This is a genomic window from Micromonospora sp. NPDC048169, assembly GCF_040652815.1.
In the GTDB taxonomy this organism is placed as follows: domain Bacteria; phylum Actinomycetota; class Actinomycetes; order Mycobacteriales; family Micromonosporaceae; genus Micromonospora.
In genome coordinates this window covers 135,176-162,029 of record NZ_JBEZMS010000006.1, presented here as the reverse complement: position 1 = coordinate 162,029, position 26,854 = coordinate 135,176, and the positions used below count along the sequence as shown (strand labels likewise).

General features: G+C 74.0%; 23 protein-coding genes and 3 pseudogenes. 8 read left to right on the top strand and 18 right to left on the bottom strand.

From position 1 onward, the window contains the following. Positions 1-19: 19 nt before the first annotated feature. The 6 genes from AB0D28_RS08120 to AB0D28_RS08095 are packed head-to-tail and all read right to left on the bottom strand — an operon-like array spanning position 20 to position 6,395. Positions 20-1,486, bottom strand: coding sequence for a proton-conducting transporter membrane subunit (locus AB0D28_RS08120; protein ID WP_357383501.1), 1,467 nt, complete (start codon positions 1,484-1,486; stop codon positions 20-22). Continuing rightward, on the bottom strand, positions 1,483-2,988 hold the full coding sequence (locus tag AB0D28_RS08115) for an NADH-quinone oxidoreductase subunit M (protein WP_357383499.1): 1,506 nt from the start codon (positions 2,986-2,988) through the stop codon (positions 1,483-1,485). The genes AB0D28_RS08120 and AB0D28_RS08115 overlap by 4 nt, the downstream gene beginning before the upstream one ends. Further along, positions 2,985-4,910, bottom strand: a complete 1,926-nt coding sequence (locus AB0D28_RS08110) for an NADH-quinone oxidoreductase subunit L (protein ID WP_357383497.1) — start codon at positions 4,908-4,910, stop codon at positions 2,985-2,987. The genes AB0D28_RS08115 and AB0D28_RS08110 overlap by 4 nt, the downstream gene beginning before the upstream one ends. Further along, on the bottom strand, positions 4,907-5,287 hold the full coding sequence (gene nuoK, locus AB0D28_RS08105; RefSeq protein WP_357383495.1) for an NADH-quinone oxidoreductase subunit NuoK: 381 nt from the start codon (positions 5,285-5,287) through the stop codon (positions 4,907-4,909). The genes AB0D28_RS08110 and nuoK overlap by 4 nt, the downstream gene beginning before the upstream one ends. Beyond that, positions 5,284-5,808: an NADH-quinone oxidoreductase subunit J gene (locus AB0D28_RS08100; protein WP_357383493.1), complete on the bottom strand. Its 525-nt coding sequence runs from the start codon at positions 5,806-5,808 to the stop codon at positions 5,284-5,286. Before AB0D28_RS08100 ends, nuoK begins: the two co-directional genes overlap by 4 nt. Beyond that, positions 5,805-6,395: an NADH-quinone oxidoreductase subunit I gene (locus AB0D28_RS08095; RefSeq protein ID WP_357383491.1), complete on the bottom strand. Its 591-nt coding sequence runs from the start codon at positions 6,393-6,395 to the stop codon at positions 5,805-5,807. Before AB0D28_RS08095 ends, AB0D28_RS08100 begins: the two co-directional genes overlap by 4 nt. 218 nt (positions 6,396-6,613) lie before the next feature. Between AB0D28_RS08095 and AB0D28_RS08090 the strand changes: the two are divergent. Further along, positions 6,614-6,781 (top strand): annotated as a pseudogene (locus AB0D28_RS08090) (Uma2 family endonuclease); the annotation flags it as partial. Positions 6,782-7,051: 270 nt separating this feature from the next. Here the strand turns inward: AB0D28_RS08090 and AB0D28_RS08085 are convergent. Then, entirely contained in the window at positions 7,052-7,474 is a 423-nt protein-coding gene (locus AB0D28_RS08085; RefSeq protein ID WP_357383489.1) for an ester cyclase, read from the bottom strand. Between the two features lie 94 nt (positions 7,475-7,568). On the opposite strand from AB0D28_RS08085, the gene AB0D28_RS08080 reads away from it, so the two are divergent. Continuing rightward, a complete protein-coding gene (locus AB0D28_RS08080; RefSeq protein ID WP_357383487.1) occupies positions 7,569-8,612 on the top strand; it encodes a glutathione S-transferase C-terminal domain-containing protein in 1,044 nt (347 codons plus the stop codon). Between the two features lie 164 nt (positions 8,613-8,776). Here the strand turns inward: AB0D28_RS08080 and nuoH are convergent, their stop codons facing one another. Both nuoH and AB0D28_RS08070 read right to left on the bottom strand, forming a co-directional pair. After that, entirely contained in the window at positions 8,777-9,739 is a 963-nt protein-coding gene (gene nuoH, locus AB0D28_RS08075; RefSeq protein WP_013288672.1) for an NADH-quinone oxidoreductase subunit NuoH, read from the bottom strand. Between the two features lie 314 nt (positions 9,740-10,053). Beyond that, positions 10,054-10,620: pseudogene (locus AB0D28_RS08070) on the bottom strand (NADH-quinone oxidoreductase subunit C); the annotation flags it as partial. A 101-nt stretch (positions 10,621-10,721) separates the two neighbouring features. Between AB0D28_RS08070 and AB0D28_RS08065 the strand changes: the two are divergent. Further along, on the top strand, positions 10,722-11,768 hold the full coding sequence (locus tag AB0D28_RS08065) for a glucose 1-dehydrogenase (RefSeq protein ID WP_357383485.1): 1,047 nt from the start codon (positions 10,722-10,724) through the stop codon (positions 11,766-11,768). A 31-nt stretch (positions 11,769-11,799) separates the two neighbouring features. On the opposite strand, the gene AB0D28_RS08060 is transcribed toward AB0D28_RS08065, so the two are convergent. Both AB0D28_RS08060 and AB0D28_RS08055 read right to left on the bottom strand, forming a co-directional pair. Next, positions 11,800-13,116: a DUF2252 domain-containing protein gene (locus AB0D28_RS08060; RefSeq protein ID WP_357383483.1), complete on the bottom strand. Its 1,317-nt coding sequence runs from the start codon at positions 13,114-13,116 to the stop codon at positions 11,800-11,802. A gap of 35 nt (positions 13,117-13,151) precedes the next feature. After that, entirely contained in the window at positions 13,152-13,712 is a 561-nt protein-coding gene (locus tag AB0D28_RS08055; RefSeq protein WP_357383481.1) for an NADH-quinone oxidoreductase subunit B family protein, read from the bottom strand. Positions 13,713-13,847: 135 nt separating this feature from the next. Between AB0D28_RS08055 and AB0D28_RS08050 the strand changes: the two genes are divergently transcribed. The 3 genes from AB0D28_RS08050 to AB0D28_RS08040 all read left to right on the top strand — a co-directional run bounded on the left by AB0D28_RS08050 (position 13,848) and on the right by AB0D28_RS08040 (position 16,627). Beyond that, positions 13,848-14,405, top strand: a complete 558-nt coding sequence (locus AB0D28_RS08050; protein WP_357383479.1) for a SigE family RNA polymerase sigma factor — start codon at positions 13,848-13,850, stop codon at positions 14,403-14,405. Next, a complete protein-coding gene (locus AB0D28_RS08045) occupies positions 14,398-15,585 on the top strand; it encodes a hypothetical protein (RefSeq protein WP_357383477.1) in 1,188 nt (395 codons plus the stop codon). Before AB0D28_RS08050 ends, AB0D28_RS08045 begins: the two co-directional genes overlap by 8 nt. A gap of 100 nt (positions 15,586-15,685) precedes the next feature. After that, positions 15,686-16,627: a hypothetical protein gene (locus AB0D28_RS08040; RefSeq protein WP_357383475.1), complete on the top strand. Its 942-nt coding sequence runs from the start codon at positions 15,686-15,688 to the stop codon at positions 16,625-16,627. 48 nt (positions 16,628-16,675) lie between these two features. Here the strand turns inward: AB0D28_RS08040 and AB0D28_RS08035 are convergent, their stop codons facing one another. Genes AB0D28_RS08035 through AB0D28_RS08025 form a run of 3 tightly spaced genes read right to left on the bottom strand, consistent with a single transcriptional unit; the run spans position 16,676 to position 19,901 of the window. Then, the gene (locus AB0D28_RS08035) at positions 16,676-18,154 is read right to left on the bottom strand and encodes an aminotransferase class V-fold PLP-dependent enzyme (protein WP_357383473.1); all 1,479 of its coding nucleotides are present in this window, start codon (positions 18,152-18,154) and stop codon (positions 16,676-16,678) included. 32 nt (positions 18,155-18,186) lie between these two features. Next, the gene (locus AB0D28_RS08030; protein ID WP_357383471.1) at positions 18,187-19,554 is read right to left on the bottom strand and encodes an MFS transporter; all 1,368 of its coding nucleotides are present in this window, start codon (positions 19,552-19,554) and stop codon (positions 18,187-18,189) included. Between the two features lie 32 nt (positions 19,555-19,586). Next, positions 19,587-19,901, bottom strand: coding sequence for an MGMT family protein (locus AB0D28_RS08025; RefSeq protein WP_260039899.1), 315 nt, complete (start codon positions 19,899-19,901; stop codon positions 19,587-19,589). A gap of 13 nt (positions 19,902-19,914) precedes the next feature. On the opposite strand from AB0D28_RS08025, the gene proB reads away from it, so the two are divergent. Both proB and AB0D28_RS08015 read left to right on the top strand, forming a co-directional pair. Then, positions 19,915-21,072: a glutamate 5-kinase gene (gene proB, locus AB0D28_RS08020; protein ID WP_357383468.1), complete on the top strand. Its 1,158-nt coding sequence runs from the start codon at positions 19,915-19,917 to the stop codon at positions 21,070-21,072. A gap of 74 nt (positions 21,073-21,146) precedes the next feature. After that, positions 21,147-22,388: a glutamate-5-semialdehyde dehydrogenase gene (locus AB0D28_RS08015; protein WP_357383466.1), complete on the top strand. Its 1,242-nt coding sequence runs from the start codon at positions 21,147-21,149 to the stop codon at positions 22,386-22,388. Positions 22,389-22,832: 444 nt separating this feature from the next. Here AB0D28_RS08015 and AB0D28_RS08010 read toward each other — a convergent pair. From AB0D28_RS08010 to AB0D28_RS07995, 4 genes and pseudogenes are all read right to left on the bottom strand, one after another. After that, a pseudogene (locus AB0D28_RS08010) lies at positions 22,833-23,663 on the bottom strand (hypothetical protein); the annotation flags it as partial. Positions 23,664-23,820: 157 nt separating this feature from the next. Next, entirely contained in the window at positions 23,821-25,068 is a 1,248-nt protein-coding gene (gene moeZ, locus AB0D28_RS08005; protein ID WP_357383464.1) for an adenylyltransferase/sulfurtransferase MoeZ, read from the bottom strand. Positions 25,069-25,109: 41 nt separating this feature from the next. Continuing rightward, positions 25,110-25,934: a DUF3152 domain-containing protein gene (locus tag AB0D28_RS08000; protein ID WP_357383462.1), complete on the bottom strand. Its 825-nt coding sequence runs from the start codon at positions 25,932-25,934 to the stop codon at positions 25,110-25,112. A gap of 78 nt (positions 25,935-26,012) precedes the next feature. Next, on the bottom strand, positions 26,013-26,849 hold the full coding sequence (locus AB0D28_RS07995) for a DUF3152 domain-containing protein (RefSeq protein WP_357383460.1): 837 nt from the start codon (positions 26,847-26,849) through the stop codon (positions 26,013-26,015). Positions 26,850-26,854: the final 5 nt, after the last annotated feature.

Below are 26,854 nucleotides of genomic sequence, written 5' to 3'. Positions count from 1 at the left end.
CCATCCGGGCAGGAACCGGTCAGCGCGCCGCGACGTCCAGCACCAGCTGCGGTGCGAAACCGATCACCACCGCCGCCACGGTGGCCACGCCGAGCGCCAGCGCCACGGTCCGGGCGGGCCGGACCGCCGCCGCGTCGGTAGGCGTCGCGTAGAGCGAGGCGGTGACCCGCAGGTAGTAGGCCAGGCCGATCACCGCGTTCAGCGCCACCACGAGCGCCAGCCATCCCGCGTGCCCGGCCAGCAGCGCGCGTACCACTGTCACCTTGGCGAACAGCCCGGCCAGGCCCGGCGGCAGCCCGGCCAGCCCGATCAGCGCCAGCGCGAACGCGCCGCCCACCCACGGATGCCGCCGCGCCGCGCCACGCAGGTCGGCCAGCGTGCCGCCGTCGCCGTCCGCCGGGCGCAACGCCACCACAGCGGCGAACGCGGCCAGCTCCAGCAGCACGAAGAAGATCGCGTACGCGACGGCTGCCGCGTACGCGCCCGCCGGCGCGTCGCCGGTGCGGCCCGCGGCCAGCGCCAACGCGCCCAGCGGGGCGAGGATGTACCCCGCCTGGGCCACCGACGACCAGGCGAGCAACCGCACGGTACGCCTCTGACGCAGCGCCACCAGGTTGCCGACTGTCATGGTCAGCACCGCCAGCGCCGCCAGCACCGGGCCGGTCATGTCGCCGGGCAGGGCCCGCTGCACCACAGCCAGCAGCGCCACCACGCCACCGAGCTTCGAGGCGGTCGACAGGTACGCGGCCACCGGCAGCGGCGCGCCGTCGTACGTGGCCGGGGCCCAGGCGTGGAACGGCACGGCGGCGACCTTGAACGCCAGCCCGGCCACCACGAGCGCCGCCGCGACGCCGGTCAGCGGCAGACCGGTCAGGTCGTCGCGGGCGGCCAGTGTGGCGCCGAGCCGGTCCAGGTGCAGCGTGCCGGCGACCGCGTAGAGCAGTGCCGCGCCGAGCAGCGTCACAGTGGTGGCGACCACGCTCACCACGAAGAACGTCACCGCCGCCTCGGCACCGGCGAGGCTGCCCCGGCGCAGGCCGACGAGCACGTACAGCGGCAGCGTCAGCGTCTCCAGCGCCACGATCAGCGTGATCAAATCACCCGCCGCGCCGAGCACCACGCCCCCGGTCATCGCGCAGGCGAGCAGGAAGCAGTACTCGCCGACCGGGGTACGCCCGGCGCGCAGCAGCGGGCCGGACAGCGCCAGCACGCCGAGCGTGAGCAGGGCGATCACCGCCCCGACCAGCGCGGCCCGGCCACCCCACACCCAGGAGCAGTCCGCGCCCACGCAGAACGTGCGCCGCTCACCGGCCGCCCCGACCAGTGCCGCGCCGGCCGCGGTGCCGGCCGCGCCGAGCGCCGCCACCGCCACCGTGACGGCGGGCCGGGCCACCAGCAGGTCGAACAGGAGCACCAGCACGGCCGTGCCGGCGGCCAGGTACGCAGGCAGCATCGCCAGGTTGTCGACAGGCTGCACCAGGCTCATGGGACGACCCCCAGCAGCGCCTCCACCGGGCCGGAGGCGTACGACAGGACCAGCGCCGGGGCCAGGCCGACCGCGAGCGCGAGCAGCACCAGCGGCGCCCAGGCGGTCAGTTCCGCTCCGGCCAACCCGGGTGCGAGCCCCGCCACCGCCGGACTGGGCCGCCCGTGGGTGACCCGGCGCAGCAGCCGCAGGAAGTACGCGGCGGTGAGCGCCCCGCCCAGCGCGGCCAGCACTGCAAGCGTCAGCCAGAGCGGGCCGCCCCGCCGCACGGCGGCCACCACGGCGAACGCCTCACCCCAGAACCCGGCCAGGCCGGGCAGCCCCAGCGAGGCGACGGCCGCGAAGCCGAGCAGCCCGGCCAGCCGGGGCGCGGTCTCCCGCAGCCCGGACAGGTCGGCCAGCGAGCCGGTGTGCGCGCGGTCCTTGACCGCACCGGCCAGGAAGAACAGCAGGGCGGTGATGACGCCGTGGGCGATGTTGCCGATCAGCGCGGCCTGGAGCCCGGTGGCGGTGAGCGTGGCGACCCCGAGCAGCACGAAGCCCATGTGCCCGACGCTCGAATAGGCGATGAGCCGCTTCAGGTCGTCCTGCGCGAGGCAGACCAGGCCACCGATCAGGATCGCGGCGACGGCGAGGACGCCGAGCACCGGCGCGGCCCAGCGGGCGCCCTCCGGGGCCACTCCCACGGCGACCCGGATCAGCCCGTACGTGCCCATCTTGAGCAGCACCCCGGCGAGGATCACGCTGCCGACGGTGGGCGCCTGGGTGTGCGCGTCGGGCAGCCACGAGTGCAGCGGCCAGAGCGGGCTCTTCACCGCGAACGCCAGCGCCAGCAGCGTGAACGCCGCGAGCTGGGTGCCCCGGGACAGCCCGCCGCCGCCGGTCAGCGTGACCAGGTCGGCGGTGCCCGCGGCGGCCACCACCACGTAGACGCCGACCAGCAGCAGCACCGAGCCGAACAGCGTGTAGAGGGCGAACTTGCGGGCCGCCCGACGCCGGTTCGCGCCGCCCCAGCCGGCGATCACCGCGTACATCGGCAGCAGGACGACCTCGAAGAACAGGAAGAACAGCACCAGGTCGAGCGCGAGGAACGTGCCGAGGATGCCGACCTCGACCACCAGCAGCAACGCCACCAGCGCCCGCCCGCTGCCGCTGCCGGTCGGCACCCGCCACAGCGTGTACGCGCAGCACAGCAGCGTGAGCAGCGCGGTCAGCACCACGAGCGGCCAGGAGATGCCGTCCACGCCGAGGTGGAAGCGCAGGTCGAGCCCGGGCACCCACGGCAGGTCGACCTGATGCCACGGCTGCACCGCCGGGCGGGGCCCGTACCCGAACCAGCCGTGCTCGCCGCCGACCAGCGGCAACGTCGCCAGTAGCGTCAACGCGGCCGCGGCGGTGCCGACCACCCGGCCGGCCCGGTCGCCCGGCACGACCGCTGTGGCCAGCGCGCCGAGCGCCGGGACCGCGACCACGGCGACCAGCAGGACCTGCCCGAACGTCATGACGTGACTCCGATCAGGGCGGCCGCCAGGCCGATCAGCAGGGCGCCCGCGAGCACCCCGGCCGCCGCGCGCGGCAGCGCCGCCCGGTGCAGCGCGGCCAGGCCGCCGCCTGCCTCGGCCGCCGCCCGGCCGCTGCCCTCGACCAGCCCGTCCACGCCCAGTTCGTCACCGGTACGCACGGCCCGCGCGAGCGCGCCCGCCGGGCGTACGACGAGAGTGTGCTGGACGTCGTCGAGCCGGAACGCCCGGGCGAACACCGGCCGCAGCGGACCCAGGAAGCGGGCCGGGTCGGCGGCCGGGTCGCGGCGCCAGCCCGCCCAGGCGACGCCCGCACCGGCGAGCAGCAGCAGGAACGGCAGGATCAGGTTCGGCGCGAGGTGGACCAGCTCGACCGCCTCGCCGGTGTCGTCGCCCGGCACCCGCAGCCGGTCGGCGAACCACGGCGCGAACGCGGCCAGGCCCAGCAGCGCGGCCGGGACCGTGAGCAGCAGCACCGGCCAGCGCAGCAGCGCGGGCGGGTCGTGCGGGCGCAGCAGCGGCGTGCGGGTCGCACCGAGGAACGTGCGCAGCAGCAGGCGGCTCGCGTACCAGGCGGTCACCGCGACGCCGACCAGCCCGGCCAGCCAGACCAGCCAGCCCACCCAGGCCGCCGTCGGCCCCACGCCGTCGAGCGCGGCCGCCTCGGCGGCTGCCAGCACGCCGTCCTTGCTCCAGAAACCCGAGAGCGGGGGTACGCCGGCGAGTGCGCCCAGGCCGACCACCATGCACCAGAACGTCACGGGCATGGCGGTACGCAGGCCGCCCATGCGGGACATCAGCGTGGTGCCGACGGCGTGGATCACCGCACCGGCGGCGAGGAACAGCAGCGCCTTGAACGCGGCGTGGGTGAGCAGGTGGAACAGCGCGGCAGCGGGTGCGCCGACCGCCAGCGCGCCGGTCATGTAGCCGATCTGCGAGACCGTCGACCAGGCGAGCACCCGCTTGATGTCGTCCTGCGCGGTGGCGGCGAACGCGCCGAGCAGCATGGTGATCGCGGCCATCACACCCAGCACGGCGAGCGCGGCCGGTGCGCGCTCGAACAGCGGGAACAGGCGGGCCACCGCGTACACCCCGGCGGCGACCATTGTGGCGGCGTGGATCAGCGCGGACACCGGCGTCGGACCGGCCATGGCGTCGGGCAGCCAGGTGTGCAGCGGGAACTGGGCGCTCTTGCCCGCCACCCCGGCGAGCAGCAGCAGGCAGGCGGCGGTGAGCGTGCCGGTGCCGTAGTCGTGGGCCAGCACGTCGGCGATCCGGAAACTGCCCGCGCCCACGCCGAGCAGCGCGATGCCGAGCAGGAAGCCGACGTCACCCACGCGGGTGACCAGGAACGCCTTCACCGCCGCGCCTGGTGCCTCGGGCAGCCGCCGGTCGTGGGCGATGAGCAGGTACGAGCAGATGCCCATCACCTCCCAGCCGACCAGCAGCATGATCAGGTCGCCGGACACCACCACGGTGAGCATGGCGGCGGTGAAGAGGCTCAGCTGGGCCGCGTACGGCGGGTAGCGGTGGTCGACGTCCACGTCGTCGTGCGGGCCCCGGCGCAGGTAGCCGATCGAGTAGACCTGCACGGCCAGCGCCACAGTGGCGACGGCTGTGGCGACGAGCACCGCGACACCGTCCAGCCGCAGGCCCAGCGTGACCCGCAGGCCGCCCAGGTCGACCCAGGTGGTGGACGCCTCGACCGGGGCGTCCACGCGGACCAGCAGCGCCAGCGCGGCCAGCAGTGACACCGCCGCACCGGCCACGCCGAGCGCGACAGCCGCCCGTCGGGCCCCCGCCCGGTCCGGGCGCGGGGCGGGCGGCAGCAGCAGGCCGAGCAGCCCGGCGACCAGCGGCGCGGCGGGCAGCAGCGCGGCGAGCCACAGCGTCGGTGTGCTCACCGGACCGCTCCTTCCGCGCCCGGCGCTGCCGTCGCCGGCTGCCCGACGGGGGTCACCGCGACGCCCGGTTCCGGCTCGGCCAGCGGCACGTCGTCGACAGTGACGCTGGCGCGCAGCCGGTAGAGCTGGAGCACGATGGCCAGCCCGACACCGATCTCGGCGGCGGCGAGCACGATCACGAACAGCGCGAACACCTGCCCGGAGTGCGGCAGCACGGCCTTGACCGTGGTGTCGGCGGTGACCAGCACCAGGTTCACCGCGTTCAGCATCAGCTCCACAGCCATCAGCACCAGGACGGCGTTGCGGCGGCGCAACACGCCGTACACGCCGAGGCCGAACAGCAGCGCGGCGGTGACGTACGGGATGACCGGCCTCACGGACGCCCGCCCTCGTCGGCGGACCGGCGGCCGATGTCGGGGCGGGAGAGCACGATCGCGCCGACCAGCGCGGCCAGCAGCAGCACCGACAGCACCTCGAACGGCAGCACCCAGGAGCGGAACACCTGCTCGCCGATGCGCTCGGCGGTGCCGGCGGCGGGCAGGTCCACCCGGGACCAGCGGAACGCGTCGATCAGCAGCACGGCCAGGCCCAGACCGCTGCCCGCGCCGACGAGCGCGGCGGCCCAGCCCGGCCGGTCCAGGTCGTCCGACGGGCCGATCGGCGCGCGGGTCAGCATCACCGCGAACAGCAGCAACACCACCACCGCGCCGACGTAGATGAGCACCTGCACCCAGGCCACCAGCTCGGCGGTCAGCACCAGGTAGTCACCGGCGAGCGCGCCCAGGCAGACCACCAGCCACAGCCCGGCCCGGACCAGGTGGCGGGTGGTGACCACCAGCGCACCCGCGCCCACCGCCACCGCGCCCAGCGCGAGCAGCAGCACGTCCGCACCGGTCATGAGGCGGCGCCTCCGCCCGGATCGGCGGCGGCGTCGGGGCGTACCCGAGTGGGAGCCAGACGGGCCGACGGACCCGCCGCCTTCCGGGCGGCGGTGGTCTCCTCCTTGGAGGGGTCGCCGAGCGGGTCGTGGGCCGGCGGCGGCGGCACGGTGGCCATCCACTCGCCCAGGTGGTCCTTGTCGTGCAGCAGGTCCTTGATGTCGTACTCGGCGTACTCGAACTCGGGCGACCAGTAGAGCGCGTCGAACGGGCAGACCTCGACGCAGATGCCGCAGTACATGCAGAGCGAGAAGTCGATGTCGAACTTGTCGAGCACGTTGCGCTGGCGGGGGCGGGCGGCACCGGGCACCGCCACCTCCTCCTTGTGCGAGTCGATGTAGATGCACCAGTCCGGGCACTCGCGCGCGCAGAGCATGCAGACGGTGCAGTTCTCCTCCAGCAGCGCGATCACGCCACGGGAGCGCGGCGGCAGCTCAGGCTCGACGTCCGGGTACTGCTGGGTGGTCGAGCGGCGCGTCATCGTCTTCAACGTGACCGCCAGGCCCTTCACCAACCCGGCACCGGGCACTCCACCGTGCTCGCTCATGCCGCCCATCCTGCCCTGTGGCCCGGGCGAGCGCGACCACCACCCGGCTCTTGGCGGCGGTATCGTGAGCGCGGGGAGAACGACGCACCGGGAAGGGCTGGTCGGTGACCACTGACCTGGAGAGTTTCCGGCCGCCCCCGGGCGGGTGGACGACCGATCATCTGGACCTGCTGCCGGAGGACGGGCACCGCCGCGAACTGCTCGACGGAGTGCTGCTCATGTCGCTGCGCGGCCGGACCCACCAGAGCATCGCGGCCCTGCTCATGGTCGCGCTCGACGAGGACTGCCCCGACGGGTACGACGTGACCCAGGGTGTGGAGGTGCGTATCAACCGCACCCGCTCCTTCATCCCGGACGTGCTGGTCACCACCGCAACCGCCGCCGCGCGCGAGCCGTCCCGGTACGAGCCGCACGAGGTGGTGCTCGCCGTGGAGATCGTCTCGCCAGCACCCGGTCCATCGACCGCGTCCTCAAGCCGGCGCTCTACGCCCAGGCCGGGATTCCGTTCCACTGGCGGATCGAGATCGAGGACGAGGACATCGTCGTCTACACCTACAAGATCGATCCGGTGCACGAGGTCTACACGGAGACCGGGCGGTGGACGAAGTTCGTCGACACCGGCGAGCCGTTCCCGGTGAACCTGCCGATCAGCCGGATCACGCCTCGCCGGGTGTGAGCGGCGGCAGCATCTCCACGCCGAGCTGCTGGAGCACCTGGAACAGCTCGTTGACGCTCCACACGTCCAGGATCCGGCCGTCGTCGTCGAAGCGCAGGAACGTCGCGCCCGAATAACTGACCACGCGGCCGGTCGGCGGCACCGGGCCGAACTGCCCGGCCTGGGTGCCGGCGGCCCGCCAGCGCACCGCCACCCGCGCACCTGTCGCCACCACTTCGACGATCTTGTAACGCAGGTCGGGGAACGACGCACGCCGGTCCCGGTGCCACGCGAGCACCGCCGCCGGGCCGGCGCCGCCCAGCCCCGGGCAGTCCGCGGCCACCAGCTCGTACGCGCTCTCCTCGCGCCCGGCGTTCCACACGTCGGCGACGAAACGCCGGGCCGCCGCCTCCACATCGGTCACGGCCGGCAGCCTATGCCCCTCTGTGACGCACTCGCCCTGCCGGGAGCCGCCGGAGCGGCGATGATGGGAGCGAAAAGCGAACTCGGAGGTGGGTGTGGGCAGCGACGACGAGGTCCTGGACCGGACCGGCGGCAAGTACGTGGAGCCGGGTGGCGAGTTCACCCGCGACCAGCGCTACATCGCCACCCGGATCACCGCCGACGGGCGGAACGACTGGCCGGTGGAGCCGGGCCGCTACCGGCTGGCGGTCAGCCGGGCCTGCCCCTGGGCCAACCGGCTGATCATCGTCCGCCGCCTGCTCGGGCTGGAGGACGCCATCTCGATGGCGGTGGCCGGGCCGACACACGACAAGCGGAGCTGGACGTTCGACCTGGACCCGGACGGCAAGGACCCGGTGCTGGGCATCTCGCGGCTGGCCGAGGCGTACTTCGCCCGCTTCCCCGGCTACGAGCGCGGCATCACCGTACCGGCGCTGGTCGACGTGCCCACCGGGCAGGTGGTGACGAACGACTACGCGCAGATGAGCCTGGACCTGACGACCGAGTGGATGGCGTACCACCGGCCGGGCGCGCCGGACCTCTACCCGGAACCGCTGCGCGGCGAGATCGACGAGGTGAACGAGGTCGTCTTCGCCGACGTCAACAACGGCGTCTACCGGTGCGGCTTCGCCGGCAGCCAGGAGGCGTACGACAAGGCGTACCACAGGCTGTTCGACCGGCTGGACTGGCTGAGCGAGCGGCTGGCCGGGCAGCGCTACCTGGTCGGCGACACGATCACCGAGGCGGACGTACGGCTGTTCACCACGCTCGTCCGCTTCGACCCGGTCTACCACGGGCACTTCAAGTGCAACAGGCAGAAGCTCAGCGAGATGCCGGTGCTGTGGGCGTACGCGCGGGACCTGTTCACCACGCCCGGGTTCGGTGACACGATCGACTTCGTGCACATCAAGCGGCACTACTACGAGGTCCACCGGGACATCAACCCGACCGGGATCGTGCCGCTCGGCCCCGACCTGAGCAACTGGCTCACCCCGCACGGCCGGGAGGAGCTGGGCGGCCGCCCCTTCGGCGACGGCACCCCACCCCCGCCCCCACCCCCCTCCGAGCGCGTAGACCCGTCCCACACCCCGTTGCGCTGACCCGCGCCCTCACCCCGCCCCGCCTCGCCCCGCCCCGCCCCGCCTTACCTCGTCGATCTTGCACTTTGGGCCCTGAAGCTGAGGGCTTTGCCCCTTTCGCCGGGGCATAAAGTGCAAGATCGCCGGGGAGGCAGGGAGGGCGGGAGGGAGGTGGGGAGGGCGGGTTAGAGGGCCAGGCGGACTGCGGCGGTCAGGACGAGCTGGGCCAGGGCCAGGGGGACCAGGACCAGCCAGCAGAGGCGCTGGAGCTGGTCCTCGCGCAGCCTCGGGTAACTCACCCGCAGCCAGATGATCACGAAGGCGACGGCGAAGACCTTCAGCAGCGTCCACAGCCAGCCGAGCTGCGCGTCGGCGAACGGACCCTGCCAGCCACCGAGGAACAACACAGTGGTCAGCGCCGCGATCACCACGATGCCGACGTACTCGGCGAGCAGGAAGAACGCGAACCGCAGGCCGGTGTACTCGGTCATGTAGCCGAACACCAGCTCGGAGTCGGCCACCGGCATGTCGAACGGCGGGCGGCGGATCTCCGCCAGCCCGGCCACGAAGAAGATCACCATGGCCGGCGCCTGCCACAGCAGCCACCACGGCTGCCACGCCTCCACGATGCCGGGCAGGCTGAGCGTGCCCGCCGCCATCGCCACCGAGGCGGCGGCCAGCACCAGCGGCAGCTCGTACCCGAGCAGCTGGGCCGCGCCGCGCAACCCGCCGAGCAGGCTGTACTTGTTCGCCGACGCCCAGGCGGACATGAGCACGGCCAGCACGCCGACGCCCACCACGGCGAGCACGAAGAACAGGCCGATGTCCAGCGGCTGGGCGACCAGGTCACCCGGCCCGAGCGGGATGACCAGCAGCACCAGCAGGTACGGCACCAGCGCCACCGCGGGCGCCAGCCGGAACACCGGCCGGTCCGCGTCGCGCGGGGTGACGTCCTCCTTCTGCACGAACTTGATGCCGTCGGCCACGAGTTGGGCCCAGCCGTGGAAGCCGCCCGCGTACATCGGGCCCAGCCGGCCCTGCATGTGCGCCATCACCTTGTGCTCGGCCTGGCCCACGATCAGCGGCAGGGTGAGGAACGCGACAAGCACTCCGGCCACCCGCAGGACCAGTTCCAGCCAGTCCGGCATCAGCTCTCCCCCGTCGCGCCGGGTTCCGGCTCCTGGCGGGGCGGCCCGGTCGGCCGCTCCCCCGGCAGCGGCCGCCCGAGCGGACCCGCCTCACCGGCCGCCGGAGCAGCAGCGGACCCCACCCCGGCCTCCCCGGAAACAGGCCCCTCCGGAGCATTCCCGGCAGTCGGCCGCGCCGGACGCTCAGCGGCAGCAGGCCGCGCCGGGCGCTCACCCGGGGCGGGCCGCGCCGGGCGTTCCCGGGCCGGGCGGGCCGGCGTACCCCCGCGGGGGCCCTCACCGGCACCAGCCGCACCCGCCGGCGTGGGCGTCGTGCCCCACTCCCCCGGCGCGGGCACGCCCGGCGGGCGGACCGGCCGGCGTCCGCCGCCCGCCTCCGACTCGCCCGGCTCCTTCGCGCCAGGCCACGGCTTGGCGACCCGGGAGGCGAGGACGAACTCCTTGCGCAGCGGGTGCCCCTCGAACTCCGGCGGCAGCAGCAGCGGTCGCAGCTCGCCGTGGCCGGCGAAGTCGATGCCGAACATCTCGTGCGTCTCGCGCTCGTGCCAGGCGGCGCCGGGGAACAGGCCGACCACCGACGCGACGACAGGCGTGTCGCGGGGCACCCGGGTGCGCAGCAGCAGCCCGTGCCGGTGCCGGACCGACCAGAGGTGCAGCACCACGTCGAAGCCGTCGGCCAGCTCGTCCACCGCCGACAGCCAGTCCAGGAAGTCGAGATCCAGCTCGGCGTCGTCGCGTGCCGCACGCACCGCGTCCGCCCAGCTCGCCGGGGGTACGTCGACGGTGGCGCGGGCGTACCCCTGACCGCCGGACACGGACGCGGTGGCCTCGACGGGCGCGAGCAGCGCGACCACTCGCGAGCCGACCTCTTCCGGAGTCATGCGCTGATCCTATGGCCGACGGCTGCGGACCGGGTCGGGCCGCCCGGGCCGGATCGTCGCTTTGCCGGACGCGCGGCGGCAGCGCGCGGAAAGATGGGTCCGTGCGCGCTGTGACTGTGACCCCCGGTGTCCCGGATTCGCTGCGGCTCGCCGAGGACTGGCCCGAGCCGCCGCCGGAAGAAGGCGCGATCCTGGTCGAGGCGCTGGCGGTGGGTGTGTGCGGCACCGATCACGAGATCGTGGCCGGCGAGTACGGCGAGGCGCCGCCGGGCCAGGATCGGCTGGTGCTGGGGCACGAGTCGCTGGGTCGCGTGCTGGACGACCCGACCGGCACGTTGCAGCCCGGCGACCTGGTCGCGGGCGTGGTCCGCCACCCCGACCCGGTGCCCTGCGCGAACTGCGCGGTGGACGAGTGGGACATGTGCCGCAACGGGCGGTACACCGAGCACGGCATCAAGGCGCTGCCCGGCTTCGCCCGGGAACGCTGGCGGTTGCAGCCCAAGTTCGCGGTCGGCCTGGACCCGGCGCTCGCCTCGGTGGGCGTGCTGCTGGAACCGGCGAGCGTGGTGGCGAAGGCGTGGGACCACATCGAGCGGATCGGCCGCCGTGCCGAGTGGAAACCGCAGACCGTGCTGGTCACCGGCGCCGGCCCGATCGGGCTGCTGGCCGCGCTGCTCGGCAGCCAGCGTGGGCTGTCGGTGCACGTGCTGGACCGCAACACCACCGGGCCGAAGCCGGAGCTGGTCCGGGCGCTCGGGGCGACGTACCACACGGCGCCGGTGCCCGAGCTGGACGTGAAGCCCGACGTGGTGATCGAGTGCACCGGCGCTCCCACGGTGGTGCTGGACGCCATGTGCAAGGCCGCGCCCACCGGCATCGTCTGCCTCACCGGTGTGTCGAGCGGCGGCCGGACCGTCAACTTCGACGCCGGGGCGCTCAACCGGGAGCTGGTGCTGGAGAACAACGTGGTGTTCGGCTCGGTGAACGCCGGGCGGCGGCACTGGGAGATGGCCGCCGAGGCGCTCGCCCAGGCCGAACAGTCGTGGCTGACCTCGCTGATCACCCGCCGGGTGCCGCTGTCGAGCTACCGCCAGGCGTACGCCTCGGTCGGTGAGGACATCAAGACGGTGCTGGACTTCACGCAGTGAGCCGGGGCGCCGGATCCGGTGCCCCGGCCCTTCAGATGCCGGGTAGCCGGCCGTTGCGGAACAGGTCCACGAAGAGCTGGTGGTCCTCGCGGGCCCGGATCCCGTACCGGTGCCCGAAGTCGACCAGGTAGTTGACGAACCTCTCCGGCTCGGCGTCGACCACGGCGACGATCGCCTCCTCGGTGGAGTAGTCGACCAGGTCGTGGCTGGACTCGTCGTCGGCGACCGAGTGCATGCGGGCCACCGCCCGGCCCAGGTCGGCGAGCACGCCGGACAGTTCCTCCGGCTCGTTCACGTCGGCCCAGTCCAGGTCGGCCGCGTACGGGGAGACCTCGGCGACGAGCTGCCCGACACCGTCCAGCTCGGTGAAGCCCAGCCACGGGTCGGCGTGCGCCTGCAACGCGCGCTGCGACTCGGCGGTGCGGTGCCCCTGGTGCCGGAAGTACGACCGGACCCGCTCGTCGTCGACGTACCGCGCCACGGCCGGCACCTGCGCCTGCTTCATGTAGATGACGACGTCGTTCTCCAGCGCCTGGGTGTGCCCCTCCAGCAGCACGTTGTACGACGGCAGCCCGGCCGACCCGATGCCGACGCCCTTGCGCAGCACCACGTCCTTGATGCCGGTGGCCACCGGACGCATCCGGGTGGCCGACTGCGGCAGCGTGTGCAGGTAGTCGGCGAACGCCGCGCAGACCTTCTCCCGGGTGGCGTCGTCGATCTCGTACACACCGTCGCCGAGGGAGAACCGGCGCTCGTAGTTGTCGACAGTGGTCTGCCCGGCGAGCAGGTCCACCCGGGTGTTCAGCCGTGCCTGCTGGAGCACCCGCCGCAGCACGCCGTCGGCGTTGTCGAGCGTGATCGAGCCGATCGCGTCGTCCCCGCCCGCGGCGATGGCCCGCAGCTCGGCCAGGTACGACCGCGCGAAGCCCGCCACCAGCTCGCCGATCACCCGGTCGGAGAGCGCCTTGGCGTAGCCGAGCAGCGCCACGCTGGCGGCGAGACGCTTCAGGTCCCAGGTGAACGGCCCGACGTACGCCTCGTCGAAGTCGTTGACGTTGAACACGAGCTGCCCGGAGGCGTTCATGTAGGTGCCGAAGTTCTCGGCGTGCAGGTCGCCGTGGATCCACACCCGGCTGGTCCGCTCGTCGAGGAACCTGTCGCTGCCGAAGTCGCCGCGCTGGTCGGCGTAGAACAGCGCGGCGCTGCCCCGGTAGAAGGCGAACGGTGACGCCGCCATCTTGCGGAACTTGCGGCGGAACGCCGCCGGGTCGATCGCCATGGACGCGCCGAACTCCTCGGTCAGCACGTCGATGATGAATGCGGAGCGCTCCTCCGCGAGGTCGGTCATGGCCGCAGGCTAGCCCCGCGCCGCCACCCGGCGGTTCAGCCGGCCGGCGGGCGTACCGGGGGTGCGGTCAGCGACTCGACCGGCCGCGCCACCGCGTCCGCCGGGGAGGTGAGCGCGTCGGGGCGGGCCACGCCGCCGATGCCGGACTGCTCGGCGGCGATCTTCTCCTGAAGGCGGAGGATGCCGTGCAGCAGCGCCTCCGGGCGCGGCGGGCAGCCGGGCACGTACACGTCGACCGGGATGAGCTGGTCGACGCCCTTCGTCACCGAGTAGGAGTCCCAGTACGGGCCGCCGCAGTTGGAGCAGGCGCCGAACGAGATCACGTACTTCGGCTCGGGCATCTGGTCGTAGAGCCGCTTGACCGCCGGGGCCATCTTGTCGGTGACGGTGCCGCTGACCACCATGAGGTCGGCCTGCCGGGGCCCGTGGGCGAACGGGATCACGCCGAGCCGCATGAAGTCGTGCCGGCCCATGCTGGTCGCGATGAACTCGATGGCGCAGCAGGCAAGGCCGAAGTTGAAGACCCAGAGCGAGTAGCGGCGGCCCCAGTTCAGCACGAACCGGATCGGCTCGCCGAGCACGGCCGGCACCTGCATCTCTGGCCTCCGTTCCGCTGTCCCCGAACCGACAGTCAACCACAGCGCCGGACCGGCAACTTCCGCAACCGGTACGGGCGTCAGGGCGTGTGACCGACGTGACCGCGTCGGCGGTACGCACACGGGGAGGACCAGGTGACGGTGACGAGGGAGCCGATGCTCGACGAGCCACCCGAGGGGACAGCGAGGCGCGTCGAGAGGCGCGAGGCGGTCGACTTCGACGGGCTCTACCACGCACACTTCCGGTCCCTGACGCTTCAGCTCACCGCCTACTGCGGTGACCTGTCCCAGGCGCAGGACATGGTGCAGGAGGCGTTCTGCCGGGCGTTCGCCCGCTGGTCCCGGGTGTCCCGCTACGACGATCCGGTGGCCTGGGTCCGCCGGGTGGCCTGGAACCTGGCCACCAGCCGCTGGCGGCGGCTGCGGACGGCCCAGGCGTGGCTGCACCGCCAGCGGGAGGAGTACGTGCCGGGGCCGGGGCCGGATCGGGTCGCGCTGACCGCCGCGCTGGCCGAACTGCCGCCGCATCAGCGCCGCGCCGTGGTGCTGCACTACCTGGCCGATCTCAGCGTCGCGCAGATCGCGGCGCAGGAGGACGTGCCGGAGGGCACCGTCAAGTCCTGGCTGTACCGGGGGCGGGCCGCGCTGGCGGCGAAGCTCACCACCACGAGCGAGGTGAACCACAGTGACTGAGCCCGACGACATCCTGATCGGCGGCGAGTTCGCCGAGTTCCGCACGGCGTACACGCCTGTGGTGCACCCGGCCGGGACTGCCGCGGTCCGGCGCACGGTCCGGCACCGCCGCCGGCGGACAGCGGTGGTCACCGCGGCGGCCGTGGTGCTCGCCGTGGTGATCCCGGTGGGCGCGAACGCCGCCCTGAACCGGAGGCCCGGACCGCCCCCGGTGCCCGCGCAGACAGTCACCCCGACTCCGTCCGAGAGCACGTCGCCGCCACCGTCGACACCGCCGAGCACCACCGCCCCGACGCGGAGCGCGCCGGACGGACGGATCAGCCGGGCCCAGCTCCTGGCGGCCCGGATCGACCTCGTGTCGTGGGCTGGCGCACCGAAGACGTGCGTCAGCGACAACGTCCGGCTCCGGTCCGGGCCGCAGGACGACTCGGTCCCGACGCTGCTGGCCGGACCGGAGTACGGCGACCTCGACGACGACGGCGCCACCGAGACGGTCGTCCTCGTCGCCTGCCGCATCGGCGAGGCGTCGGCCAAGCAGGTGCTCGCCCTCGACCGGGACCGGGACGGCCGGATCGTCACCATGGGCCGGGTCGTCGGCACCCGTGAGGGCATGGGTGACATCACCGAGTTCTCGGTGCGGGACGGCGGGGAGGTCCGGGCGCACGTCGCCGACATCCAGCCCTGTTGCAGCACGCCGGAGTGGGCGCCGCAACGGCAGTGGCGGACGTACTCCTGGAGCGGCGAGCGGTTCCGGCAGGTCGCCGGACCCACCGGGTTCGGCACCGACCCCCGCCTGACCGACCTCGTGCTGACCGCCCGGGACGTGGTGGCCGGGCCGCCGGACAAGGCGGGGATCCGCAAGGTCACCGTCACCGTGACGGTGGAGAACCGGGGGCCGGTGGACGTACCCCGGCTCGGCTTCTCCGGCTGGTACGACCTCGTCCGGCCGAACGGTTCCGACCTGGACCGGTGCCGGGGCGTGCGGTCGGACGGGTCCGACGCCTGCGTGCTGGACCCGCTGCCGGCCGGTGAGCGCAGGAGCTACACCTTCACGTTCGGCCATCCGGTGCCCGCCAGCGGCCCGCCGACGCTGCGGGTCGTCCACTACGACTCGCAGGAGCGGTACTGGAGCGACCTGAACTGGAAGAACAACGAGGTCGAGCTGACCTCAGTCGGCTGACCGACAGATCGCAACCGACCGTCGGATCCCGACGTGTCACAGGCATCGGACGGGCGGAGATGCCGCCGTCCGGCAACGGGGAATCACGGGAGGAACAGCAATGACCACACGTACGGCACGGACCGCCACCGCACTGCTCGGTGGGGCCGCCGCACTGATCGCCCTGGCCGCGCCGGCCACCGCCGCGCCGAGCGCCGCCACCGGCCGCGTCGGCGTCACGGCGCAGCGGCTCGTCCTCGACCCGACCGACAGGGGGTACGTCGGGACGCTCACCGCGACGGTGACCAACCGGCGGTCGACCGCGACGTCGGTGAGCCTGGTCGTCACCGAGCCGGCGGGGGCGTCGTTCACCTCCATCGAGCCCGGCGGTGGTTGCCTCTACAACCGCCTGGTGGAGAACCGGCTGGTGATCACCTGCGGCGGCGACCAGATCGAGGCGGGCAAGAGCCTCACCTTCCGGCTCGGGTTCCACGTCTGGACCACCGCCCGCAGCTACCCGATGGTGGCGAACGGCGGGCGGATCGAGGTCGTCCCGGACGGTGCCGCCGCGGCTTCCGACGCCACCGGCTTCACCACCCTCTTCCGCTCCACCGGCGGCAGCCTGCGGAAGCCGCGCCCGTACGTGCAGGCCGTCGACACCGACCTCGGCATCCGGGGCAGCGCGGTGACGCTGGCCCCGCAGCCGGACGGCACCCTGCTCGGCCGGATGCCGGTCACCGTGCGCTACGGCAACGACGCGCCGACCTTCGCTCTCAACGTCGAGGCCGCCCTGCCCGCGGGCGTGGAGGTGCACCACATCGAGCCGCAGGACTCGCCGAGCTTCCCGTACTGGTTCTCCGTGCCGGGCGGCCGGTTCATGCCGGGCGAGGAGCGCACCTTCGACGTCTTCCTCTGGGCACCCGTCGGCACGGCCACGGGTGAGCTGGGCACCGGCCGCCTCACCGTGACCGGGAGCTACTTCTGGGGGGCCGACGACCCGCAGGACGTGGACCCGTCTGACAACACCACGTCGTTCACGGTGACCGGGGCCGCCGCGAGCTGACAGTCGCCCGCCCGGCCGGCGCCCACGCGCCGGCCGGGCGTCGCCGTGTCACCAGGCCGGGCGCTGGAGCAACCCGACGAACTCGGCGAGCAGCCGTTCCCGCAGCCGCGCCGGGGCGGCGTCGAGCAGCGTGTTGACCACCGCCATCCGGTCCGGCACACCGGCGCCGCCGGCCAGGCCGAGCCCGCCGGCCAGCCCGGCCACCATGTCCGGGGTGAGCGCCTCCGGCGTGAGGCTGCCTGCGAGCGCCAGCAGTTCCGGCGGCAGCACGACCGGCCCGGCGGCGCGGGCCGCCGCGACCGCCTCGGCCAGCGCCGGGCCGAACTCGGCCACCCGGGGCGCCACCGCCGCGGTGACAGTGAGGTGGACACTTGCCGGCAGATCGGCGTACGTGAGCTGGGGCTGGGTGTGCCAGCCACGCGCGGTCAGCTCGTCGACCAGCACGAACAGGTCGAGCCCCGGATCGTCGCTGGTGAAGCAGACCACTGTGGTCTCCGGCTCGGCCATCAGCCGCAGGCCGCCGGTGGCCCGGACCGCGTCGGCGAGCCCGGCGACCGCGTCCCGGGTCGCGGCGGCCAGCCGCAGGTAGCCGTCCTCGCCGAGGTGGCGCAACGTGGCGTACGCGGCGGCGATCGGCCCACCGGACCGGGTGGAGGCGATCACCGGGTTGACCATCGTGTATCCGGGCCAGTCCGCGTACGCGAAGAACTGCGCCGCGCGCAGCGCCGGATCGCGGTGCAGCAGCACCGAGACGCCCTTGGGCGCGTACGCGTACTTGTGCAGGTCCACCGAGATCGAGGTGACCCCCGGCACGGCGAAGTCGAACGGCGGCACCGGCGCGCCGAGCCGGCGCAGCCAGGGCAGTGCCCAGCCGCCGAAGCAGGCGTCGACGTGGCAGCGCACCCCGGCGGCCCGCGCGACGGCGGCGATCTCGGCGACCGGGTCGACGACCCCGTGCGCGTACGACGGCGCGGACGCCACCACGAGCACGGTCTCCGGACGGATCGCGGCGGCCATCGCTGCCACGTCCGGCCGCAACGTCACCGGGTCGACGGGCACGGTGTCCAGCGCGACCCGCAGGTAGTGCGCCGCCTTGGCGAACGCGGCGTGCGCGCCGGCCGGTGCCACGATCCGCTGCTCGGCCAGGTCGGGACGGGCGTCTCGGGCCGCCTTGACGGCGAGCAGCAGCGACTCGGTGCCGCCGCTGGTGACGCTGCCGACCACGTCCGGCGCGTCGGTGCCGGGGCCGCCGCCGAGCAGCCGGGCGGCGGCGCCGACCAGCGCGTTCTCCATCGCCAGCAGCGACGGGAACGCCGTCGGGTCGAGGCCGTTGACGTGCGCGCTCTGCGCGTACGCGGCCTGCGCCAGCTCGTCCAGCCCGGCCACGCCGGGGTCGTAGACGTACGCGAACAGCCGCCCGCCGTGCGTCGGCCGGTCGGCGGCGCGCAGCGCGCGGATCTCGCCTAGTACGTCCGTCGCGGGCATCCCCCGCGCGGGCAGAGCGCTCACACCTACCGTGTCGGTCATCGGGTGGTTCCTCTCGTGGGACGGGCCGGCGCTCACGCCCGCGCGGCCGGCGCGGCGTCGTCGACCACGGGTGCGGCGGTGGCCAGCTGCGCCGGGGTCAGTGTGTAGCCGCGCAGCAGCACCAGCGGGATCGCCACGAGCAGGGCGGGCAGCACCGTGAAGCCGAGCAGCACACCCAGCCGTGCCGAGTCGGACTGGACGGCGGCGGTGCCGGTGGACGAGGAGACGTAGCCGGAGAGCTGGAGCACCAGCCCGTAGATGCCCGGCCCCAGCGCCAGCCCGAACGTCTCCCCGGCGGTCCACAGCCCGGTGAACACCCCGGCCTGCCGCCGCCCGGTGCGCGCGGTGTCGTACGCGATGCAGTCCGGCAGCATGGCCAGCGCGAACACCTGCTGGCCCGCGTACCCGACGCCGATCACCGCGACCACCGCGTAGGCCGCGGCGGCGGGCAGAGCGGGCGCGGCGACCAGGGCCAGCGCTCCCGCCGCGAAGATCAGCGACGCGGCGACCAGCGACGTCCGCTTGCCCAGCCGCGCGCCCGCCCGCGACCACAGCGGCATGACCAGCAGCGCGGGCGCGACGAAGCAGGCGAACAGCAGCGTCGGGCCGCTGTCCGGCTCGCGCAGCACCTGGTCGGCGAAGTACTTCACCCCGGCCAGCACGGTTGCCACCCCGGCGGACTGGATCACGAAGCAGATCAGCAGCACCCGGAACGGCCGGTTGCCGGTGGCGACAGCGAGCTGCGCGCGCAGGCTCGGCTCGCTCTCCCCCACCGTCCCGGTCGGCGCCGACCGGGTGCCGAGGAAGACGCCGATCGTGCCGGCGACGATCAGCGCGGCGACGAACAGGCCCATCCACCGGTGGCCCGGCACGCCGTCGCCGCCCGCGCTCACCACCGCCGGGGCCACCGCGCCGGAGACCAGGATGGCCAGCGCCAGCACCGCGATCCGCCAGGTCATCAGCCGGGTACGCTCCGCCGGGTCGGCGGTCAGCTCGGCCGGCATGGCCACGTACGGCACCTGGAAGAACGCGAACGCGGTGGCGGTGGCCAGGAACGCCAGGGCCACGTACGCGGCGGCGGCCGGACCGTCGGCGAACGGCGCGGCGAAGATCGAGGCGAACAGCACCGCTAGCGCGAGCCCGCCACCGAGCAGGTACGGCCGGCGCGCGCCCCAGCGGGAGCGGGTCCGGTCGGAGATCCGCCCGGCGACCGGGTTGACCAGCACGTCCCACGCCTTCGGCAGCAGCACCAGCAGGGCGGCCAGTCCGGCGGCGACGCCGAGCGTGTCGGTGAGGTACGGCAGCAGGAGCAGCCCGGGCACGGTGCCGAACGCGCCGGTGACCAGGGAACCCAGTGCGTACCCGAGGTGCACCCGGCGGGGCAGGCCCGAAGCTGTCATGGCGCCGAATGCTACTCACGTTATGGCCCGCGTCACATCCCCTCGTCCGGCGACCAGGACGCCGCCGCCAGGTCCACCCGGTCCCCGCGCAGCGGGCACCCCTCGGCGAGCAGCCGTTCCCGCGCCTTGCGCTCGTGACCCGGCGGCAGCCGGCCGGCCGAGTTCACCACCCGGTGCCACGGCACGCCGCCACCGTGCCGCGCCATGATCGAGCCGACCAGCCGTGGCGACGCCCGCCCCGAGCGGTCGGCCAGCGCGTCGGCCACCGCCCCGTACGACATCACCCGCCCCGGCGGAATCCGCTCGACAAGCGCCAGCACCGCCTCGACGTACTCGTCAGGTGTCACGAGCTGCCACGATATGGGAACGCGCCGCGGCGCGGCAGACCGCAGCGCGCAGAATGGTCGGGTGCGCGAAGCAGTCACCTCGGCCCGGCGGATCGTGGTCAAGATCGGTTCGTCCTCGCTGACCACCGCGACGGGCGGCCTCGACGACGCCCGGGTCGACGCGCTCGTCGACACGCTCGGCGGGCTCGCCGCCGCCGGACGCGAGGTGGTGCTGGTCTCCTCCGGCGCGATCGCCGCCGGGCTCGCCCCGCTGCGGCTGCCCCGGCGCCCGCGCGACCTGGCCACCCAGCAGGCCGCCGCCAGCGTCGGCCAGGGCCTGCTCATCGGCCGGTACGCCGCCGCGTTCGCCCGGCACGGCCGCACCGTCGGGCAGGTGCTGCTCACCGTGGACGACGTGACCCGGCGGGCGCACTACCGCAACGCGTACCGGACGCTGCGCAAGCTCCTCGACCTGCACGCCGTGCCGATCGTCAACGAGAACGACACGGTGGCCACCGAGGAGATCCGGTTCGGCGACAACGACCGCCTGGCCGCGCTCGTCGCCGCGCTCGTGGACGCCGACCTGCTGGTGCTGCTCTCCGACGTCGACGCGCTCTGGACCGGCGACCCGGCCCGCCCGGGCAGCACCCGCATCACCGAGGTACACGGCGAGGGCGACCTGGCGGGCGTGGACGTCGGCGGGGCCGGCCGCGCCGGGGTGGGCACCGGCGGCATGGTGACGAAGGTCGAGGCGGCCCGCATCGCGACCGGCTTCGGCATCCCGGTGGTGCTGACCGCCGCGCCGCTGGCCGCGCCGGCGCTCGCCGGGGAGCCGGTCGGCACGTACTTCCACCCGAGCAGCCGCCGCCCCGCCGCCCGTCTGTTCTGGCTGGCGCACGCCACCGCCCCCCGGGGCCGGCTGCACCTCGACCCGGGCGCGGTGCAGGCGGTGGTCGGCCGCCGCAAGTCGCTGCTGCCCGCCGGCATCACCGCCGTCGACGGCGCGTTCACCGCCGGTGACCCGGTGGACCTGGTCGACACCGCCGGGGCGCCGGTGGCCCGGGGCCTGGTCAACTACGACGCGGTGGAGCTTCCCGGCCTGCTCGGCCGGTCCACCTCCGAACTCGCCGCGGCGCTCGGCCCGGCGTACGAACGTGAGGTCGTCCACCGCGACGACCTGGTCCTGCTGTAAGCAAGGGGCCCTTCTTAACAGACGTCTGTTAAGAAGGGGCCCCTCCTTGAACCCCGTCCGAAGGAGTACGCACGATGAGCGTCGTCGAGCAGGCCCGGCGAGCCCGGGACGCGGCGGAAGCCCTGGCCACGGCCACCCGTACCGTCAAGGACGCCGCGCTGCACGCGATGGCCGACGCGCTCGTGGCGCGTACCCCGGAGATCCTGACCGCGAACGCGGCGGACCTGGCGGCCGGGCGCGACGCCGGGCTGTCCGCGGCCGTGCTGGACCGGCTCGCGCTCGACGAGGGCCGGGTGGCCGCCATCGCCGACGCGCTGCGCCAGATGGCCGCGCTGCCCGACCCGGTGGGCGAGGTGGTACGCGGCTCGACGCTGCCCAACGGCCTGGAGCTGCGCCAGATCCGGGTGCCGTTCGGGGTGGTCGGCATCGTCTACGAGGGCCGGCCCAACGTGACTGTCGACGCGGCCGGGATCTGCCTGAAGTCCGGCAACGCGGCGCTGCTGCGCGGCTCCTCGTCGGCCGCGCACTCCAACGCGGCGCTGGTCGCGGTGCTGCGTGACGCGGTCGCCGGCGCCGGGCTGCCGGCGGACGCGGTGCAGCTGCTCGACTCCAGCACCCGTGAGTCGGTCAAGGAGCTGATGCGCGCCCGGGGCCTGGTCGACGTGCTGATCCCGCGCGGCGGCGCGTCGCTGATCCGCGCCGTGGTCGAGGAGTCGACGGTGCCGGTGATCGAGACCGGCGTGGGCAACTGCCACGTGTACGTGGACGCCGCCGCCGACCTCGGCAAGGCCCTGGCGGTCACGCTGAACGCCAAGACGCAGCGCCTGTCCACCTGCAACACGGCCGAGTCGCTGCTGGTGCACCGTGACGTCGCGGACGGGTTCCTGCCGGCCGTGCTGGCCGCGTTCGCCGAGGCCGGGGTGACCGTGCACGGCACGCCCGAGGTCGCAGCCCACTCCGACGCAGTGGTCGCGGCCACCGAGGAGGACTTCGGCACCGAGTACCTCTCCGCCGACATCTCGGTCGCCGTCGTCGACTCGCTCGACGCCGCGGTCGCGCACATCCGCCGGTACGGCACCGGCCACACCGAGGCGATCGTCACCGACTCGCAGCGGGCGGCCCGGGAGTTCGTGGCCAGGGTGGACGCCGCAGCGGTCATGGTCAACGCGTCCACCCGCTTCACCGACGGCGGCGAGTTCGGCTTCGGCGCGGAGATCGGCATCTCCACGCAGAAGCTGCACGCGCGCGGCCCGATGGGCCTGCCGGAGCTGACCAGCACCAAGTACGTGGTCACCGGGGACGGTCACGTGCGCTGACAGTGAGGCCGGCTATGTGAGCTGGAGTGGGTCCCCGTCCGCCGAGGTGGCCGGGGCACCCGGTGTCGTGGGCGGCACGACGAGCGGGGGCATCCCCGGGGACACCGGCGCCGACGCCGAGCCGTCCTCCACCGCCAGGTCGGGCAGGACCGTCCAGGCCGACCACGGCGCGGGCCCGGCGTCCGGACCGGGCGACGGATCAGGGCCGGGACCGAGGGACCACTCGGGGCCGGATCCCGGCGGCACGTGCGGCGGCGGCGATTCGCCGGGAGGCGGCGGGACGGCAGGAGGCGGTGGGGCGGCGGGCGGTGGAGGCGCGGCGGAGGGTGGTGGCGCGGCCACGGCCGGCCGGCGCGGAATCGGCACGGCGGGTGGCGGGGGCAGCTCGGCGGTCTGCGGCACCACGAACGGCGCTCCGGACACCGGGGCCTCCGGCGTGTGCGGGCGGCACGCGCGGATCGCCCGCAGCGTGGTGTGCACGTCGAACTGGTGGCCGTCGTCGCTGTCCCAGCCGCCGTCGCTGCGCTGGGTCTCGGCGAGCCGCCGGCGCGCGGAGACCAGCAGCCACTGCTCCTCGCCCACGTCGACCCGGCGCAGTGTGGCGGCCAGCCAGGCCACGTCGGCCGGGGACATCCGGGGGATCCGGTCGGCCAGCACCGCCTGGATGCGCGCCGACTCGTAGTACATCCGCTGGCGGTGCAGCACCGCGGCGGCGAGCCAGCCGGCGGGCAGGAAGGACGGCCAGCTTCCGTCCGGCGCGAGCTGCGCGGCCAGCGCCTGCGCCGCCGCCTGCACCACACCGGCGTACGCGCCGCCGACCCGGTGGTCGAGTGGCCCGGCGGCGCGGGCGTCCAGCCCGGCCACGGTCAGCCAGAACCCCGCGTTCGCGGTCTGGTAGAGCCGGGCCTCGGGATCGCCGGGCGTGGCCCACTCGGGGGCGAGCCCGGCCAGCGAGGGGTCCTCGTCCCAGCCGCCGTCGGGCAGTTGCCGGGCGGCCAGCCAGTCCAACGCGTGCCGGGCGGCCGGGCGGCCCAGCGCCCCGAGGTCGTCCAGCTCGGCGAGGCGGTAGCAGGTCGCGTCGATCGAGGCGACCTCGCCGTCGAGGACGGCGGGCCAGCCGCCGCCGGGCGCCTGCCCGGTCTCGGCGGCGTCGAGCACGCCGGGCGGCACCGGAGCGCCGGTGCGCAGCCGGGAGAGACGGGCGCGGTCCACCGCGTCACCGTGAGCGACGACGAATCCGATCGCCGCGTCCAAGTCCACCACGGCACCGACGGTACTGGCGCGGCCGAAGTTACGCCTCGGTAGCTCGGTCAGGACCGCCCCGGCCCACCGGTCGCCGTGGGGGTTGCGTGACCCGGCGTATGCCCACGCCAAGGGCCCCGGAGAACACGACGGGCCCGCCCGGCGCACCGGGCGGGCCCATCGACGCGACTCAGTACGCGGGCAGCGACGGGTCGACCTGCTTGACCCAGGAGAGCACGCCGCCCTGGAGGTGCACCGCGTCGGTGAAGCCGGCCGCCTTCAGCGCGGCCAGTGCCTCGGCGGAGCGGACGCCGGACTTGCAGTGCAGCACGATCTGCCGGTCCTGCGGGAACTTCGCCAGCGCCTCACCGGACAGGATCTCGCCCTTGGGGATGAGCGTCGCACCAGGGATCCGGACGATCTCGTACTCGGCGGGCTCGCGCACGTCGACCAGGAAGATGTCCTTGCCGGAGTCCTGCCAGTCCTTCAGCTCCAGCGCGGTGATGGTCGAGTCGACCACCGCCTCCTGCGCCTCGTCGGAGACCGCGCCGCAGAAGTCCTCGTAGTCCTCCATGAGGTCGGTGAGGGTCGGGTTCTCGCCGCAGAGCACGCAGTTCGGGTCCTTGCGGACCTTGATCTTGCGGTAGCTCATCTCCAGGGCGTCGTAGACCATCAGCCGGCCGACGAGCGGCTCACCGATGCCGGCGAGCAGCTTGATCGCCTCGTTGACCTGGATCGACCCGATCGACGCGCAGAGCACGCCGAGCACGCCGCCCTCGGCGCAGGAGGGGACCATGCCGGGCGGCGGGGGCTCCGGGTAGAGGCAGCGGTAGCAGGGACCGTGCTCGGCCCAGAACACCGACGCCTGGCCGTCGAAGCGGTAGATCGAACCCCAGACGTACGGCTTGCCGAGCAGCACGGCCGCGTCGTTGACCATGTAGCGGGTGGCGAAGTTGTCGGTGCCGTCGACGATCAGGTCGTACCGGGAGAAGATGTCCCGGACGTTCTCCCGGTCCAGCGCGGTGTTGTGGATCTCCACGTTGACCAGCGGGTTGATCTCGCGGATCGACGCCGCGGCGGACTCGGCCTTGGACCGGCCCACGTCGGAGACGCCGTGGATGACCTGGCGCTGGAGGTTCGACTCGTCGACGGTGTCGAAGTCGATGATGCCGAGCGTGCCGACACCGGCCGCGGCCAGGTAGAGCAGGGCCGGCGAGCCGAGGCCACCGGCGCCCACACAGAGCACCCGGGCGTTCTTCAGCCGCTTCTGCCCCTCGACCCCGACGTCCGGGATGATCAGGTGGCGTGAGTAGCGGCGGATCTCGTCTACGGTCAGCTCGGCGGCGGGTTCGACGAGCGGGGGCAACGACACGGTGGACTCCCCGGGATCGGCGGTGTGACCGCGCCATTGTTGCTCGCCGGGACGGGGATCGGCCATGATGAGGGACACTGCGCCCGAACTGCGGGACCGGGAATAACTCAGACGCCGTCGGTGGGCTCGCCGGAGTAGCGGATCCCGCCGACGTACGGCCAGGCGTTCGGCACGCAGCCGTCCAGCCCGTACGTCTGCTGCTGCATGACCGGCGCGGGCGCCCCCGGCGCGGGGCAGGCCTGGTGCAGCTCGCCGAACTCGTGCCCGACCTCGTGGTTGATCACGTACGTGCGGTAGACCTCGATCGGGGCGCCGTAGTCGGGCACCGCCGTCATCCAGCGGGCCAGATTGAGCACGACCCGGCCGGGCAGCCGGCAGGAGGTGTACCGGTCGGTGCGCAGGCCGCCCTCGGCACACATCCGCTCCGAGGTGACCGGGGTGGCGAGGTAGACGGTGAAGTCGGCCGCCGCCGCCTCGGGCACCCGCTGCACCCGCAGCTCCCCGGAGGCGATCCAGCTCCGCGGGTCGCCCAGCACCGCGTCCACTGTCGCGGCGAAGCCGTCGGCGTCCTGCCCCGTACCCTGCTCCACCTCGACCCGGTAGCGGCGCAGCGGGCCGTCGTGTCCGCGTACCGGAGATCGGCCCTGGGCCACCGCGAACGTGCCGGGGCCGGCGGTGGGGTAGCCGGTCGGCGCCGGGGCCGGGAGGTCCGGCTCGGCGCCGCGCGCCAACGACGGTTCGGCGGCGAGCGGCAGCTGCGTGCGCCCGGCCGGAGGGGCGCTCAGCCGGGCGATGCCCAACGCGCCGCTGACGGCCGCGAGCAGCATCGCCAGCAGCAGCACCGAGCGGCGACGGCGACGGCGCATCCGGCGCAGGGTGGGACGCTCGGGCGGCGGCGCGGCAGGTCTGTCGTAGGGGTACGACGAGGTCATGACCTCAGCGTGCCATGCAATTCGGGCATTTAGCTGCTTTTGCCGCCTATGCCGCGAATGTTCCTCACGATCGGACGATCACAGGCTCGGCCCGGTGTACCGCTTCCCGGCCACGTAGGGCCACGGATTCGGCCGGCAACCCTTGAGGAACAGCGTCTGCTGCTGCATCACCGGTGCCACCCGGCCCGCGCCGGGGCACCCCTCGTGCCGGTGCCCCAGCTGGTGACCCACCTCGTGGTTGACCACGTAGAGCCGGTAGGTGTCCAGCGGCATCCCGGCGGCGACCAGGTGCGGCGCCGAGGTCCGCCACCGGTCCAGGTTGATCACCACCCTGCCCGGCACCCGGCACGACGTGTACGGCACCCCGCCCACCCGGATGTCGATCCCGCCCGCCCCGCACAGCCGCCGGGCCGTCTCCCGGGTCGCCAGGTAGATCGTGAAGTCGTGCCCGCTGTCCGGGCCGACCCGCTGCAACCGCAGCCTGCCACCGGCCCAGCCACCCGGACCGGCAAGCGCCCGCTGCACCGCCTCGCCGAAGTCGCGGACCTCCTCGCCGGAGCCGTTCTCCGCAGCCACCCGGTAACGGTGCAGCGGCCCCGAGCGGCCGAGCACGCCGCTGGTCCGGTCGTCGTACGCGAAGCTGCCCCGCCCCTTCGCCGGCCCCGGGCCGGACAGCGTCAGCACCGGCGCGGCCGGGGAACTGGGCACCACCGAGGGCGACGGCGGGACGCTCGGCGTCGACGGCGCCACAGTCGGGACCGGAGGCTGGGCGACGAACCCGTCGGTGCCCCGGGTGCCCGCACCCGCCGACGGCAGTTGCACGGCCACGCCGACGCCGACCGCGGCGGCGGTGACGAAGGCGCAGACCACGAGCGCGGAACGCCAGTGCGGGAAGGAGGAACGGGAGCGGGGCATCCGGC

Coding starts and splice junctions, on each gene's coding strand:
- AB0D28_RS08120 (WP_357383501.1), bottom strand. CDS start 1,486: ATGAGCCTGGTGCAGCCTGTCGACAACCTGGCGATGCTGCCTGCGTAC.
- AB0D28_RS08115 (WP_357383499.1), bottom strand. CDS start 2,988: ATGACGTTCGGGCAGGTCCTGCTGGTCGCCGTGGTCGCGGTCCCGGCG.
- AB0D28_RS08100 (WP_357383493.1), bottom strand. CDS start 5,808: ATGACCGGTGCGGACGTGCTGCTGCTCGCGCTGGGCGCGGTGGCGGTG.
- AB0D28_RS08095 (WP_357383491.1), bottom strand. CDS start 6,395: ATGAGCGAGCACGGTGGAGTGCCCGGTGCCGGGTTGGTGAAGGGCCTG.
- nuoH (WP_013288672.1), bottom strand. CDS start 9,739: ATGCCGGACTGGCTGGAACTGGTCCTGCGGGTGGCCGGAGTGCTTGTC.
- AB0D28_RS08060 (WP_357383483.1), bottom strand. CDS start 13,116: ATGACCGACCTCGCGGAGGAGCGCTCCGCATTCATCATCGACGTGCTG.
- AB0D28_RS08055 (WP_357383481.1), bottom strand. CDS start 13,712: ATGCAGGTGCCGGCCGTGCTCGGCGAGCCGATCCGGTTCGTGCTGAAC.
- AB0D28_RS08040 (WP_357383475.1), top strand. CDS start 15,686: ATGACCACACGTACGGCACGGACCGCCACCGCACTGCTCGGTGGGGCC.
- AB0D28_RS08035 (WP_357383473.1), bottom strand. CDS start 18,154: ATGACCGACACGGTAGGTGTGAGCGCTCTGCCCGCGCGGGGGATGCCC.
- AB0D28_RS08030 (WP_357383471.1), bottom strand. CDS start 19,554: ATGACAGCTTCGGGCCTGCCCCGCCGGGTGCACCTCGGGTACGCACTG.
- proB (WP_357383468.1), top strand. CDS start 19,915: ATGGGAACGCGCCGCGGCGCGGCAGACCGCAGCGCGCAGAATGGTCGG.
- AB0D28_RS08015 (WP_357383466.1), top strand. CDS start 21,147: ATGAGCGTCGTCGAGCAGGCCCGGCGAGCCCGGGACGCGGCGGAAGCC.
- moeZ (WP_357383464.1), bottom strand. CDS start 25,068: ATGGCCGATCCCCGTCCCGGCGAGCAACAATGGCGCGGTCACACCGCC.
- AB0D28_RS08000 (WP_357383462.1), bottom strand. CDS start 25,934: ATGACCTCGTCGTACCCCTACGACAGACCTGCCGCGCCGCCGCCCGAG.
- AB0D28_RS07995 (WP_357383460.1), bottom strand. CDS start 26,849: ATGCCCCGCTCCCGTTCCTCCTTCCCGCACTGGCGTTCCGCGCTCGTG.